The organism is Streptomyces sp. LUP30 (assembly GCF_001746365.1).
GTDB lineage: Bacteria > Actinomycetota > Actinomycetes > Streptomycetales > Streptomycetaceae > Streptomyces.
The window spans coordinates 1-1,039 of record NZ_MJAJ01000118.1; the positions used below are offsets into that span (position 1 = coordinate 1).

General features: G+C 66.5%; 2 protein-coding genes. Both read left to right on the forward strand.

The window, feature by feature from the left end:
• Positions 1 to 322, forward strand: a 322-nt coding sequence (locus BG482_RS44635; RefSeq protein WP_218108816.1) for a hypothetical protein, incomplete at its 5' end; no start/stop codon positions are given.
• Complete coding sequence (locus BG482_RS39865) at positions 319 to 522, forward strand: hypothetical protein (protein ID WP_069740720.1); 204 nt, start codon at positions 319 to 321, stop codon at positions 520 to 522. The genes BG482_RS44635 and BG482_RS39865, both read left to right, overlap by 4 nt.
• Positions 523 to 1,039: the final 517 nt, after the last annotated feature.

Here is a 1,039-nt window from a genome sequence, read left to right on the forward strand (position 1 = left end):
CCCTGTTGTGGTGTGGGTGTTCAGCGCCGGTTGCGCATTGTTCTTCACCTGGGTAGGGCGCCAGCCGGGTGCGCCACTCTTCACTCGGGCGCCATGGATTGTGGTGGATCGTCTGATGCCTGATCGGCCGCGCCCCGACTACGCGAGGATCGAGCGTCTCGAGCGGGAGCTGGGCCTCACAGATGAGGAACCGCGGCGGCCGGTCAGGCGGGCCAGCCGGGCGTGCCTGGTGAAGGACTGCCGGGGCGATACGCAGACGGTGGAGACGTGGGGCGGGCAGGTCCTGTACCGCGTGCACCGGTGCGAGGGAGGGCAGTCGTGAATCTCCGACTGGACAGCATGGTCTTCGCATACGGTCCGCTGCTTGGTGAGTGGGCGGATGAGCATCAGCATCTGCTGGTGAAGGATCCGATGCGGCTGGGCTGGAAGTGCGAGGTCCCGGGCTGCGGGTTCTTCAAGCCTGCCGAGGAGTTCGACGGGATCCGGCTCGTTCCGGGCCTGGAGTGGTGGGACGAGGCGTGAGCTTGCGGGACTTCGTCACCACAGCAGCTCTCACGGTGGCCATCGGTGTGGCGGCTTTGGCCGTGTCCGGCTTGGTCGTCTGGGGTTTGTTCAGGCTGGACTGAGCGAGTGGGTGGGCGGGGGCTTGCGCGGTTCAGCGGCGTCGGACGCCCTTGCGCATCGGTAGACGGCGGTAGCGGGCCACGGGCCCGCCCTTCGTGGCGTGGGCCTTCTGGTGGGCGAAGCGGGCCCTCAGTCGCGGGTTGGCGAAGAAGTATCGCCTAACCACTGTGCCTTGGAAGCGAAGCCGCGAGGCTTCTGGCGCTTTGGCACAGTGCTCATCACCTCCTTGGGTTGGAACGGAACTCCCCTCTCCCCCAGTGTGCCCGTCTGTGACGGGTGTGTTCCGATCAAGTCCCGGGCTTGTACGGGCCGGTGACGACCGGAATCTCCGTGCGTACTCTGTGGCGCTCGATCTCTGAGGGGGGACACGATGGGTTGCCGTGACTGTCGTACGTGCACGATGCCGGGGCTGATC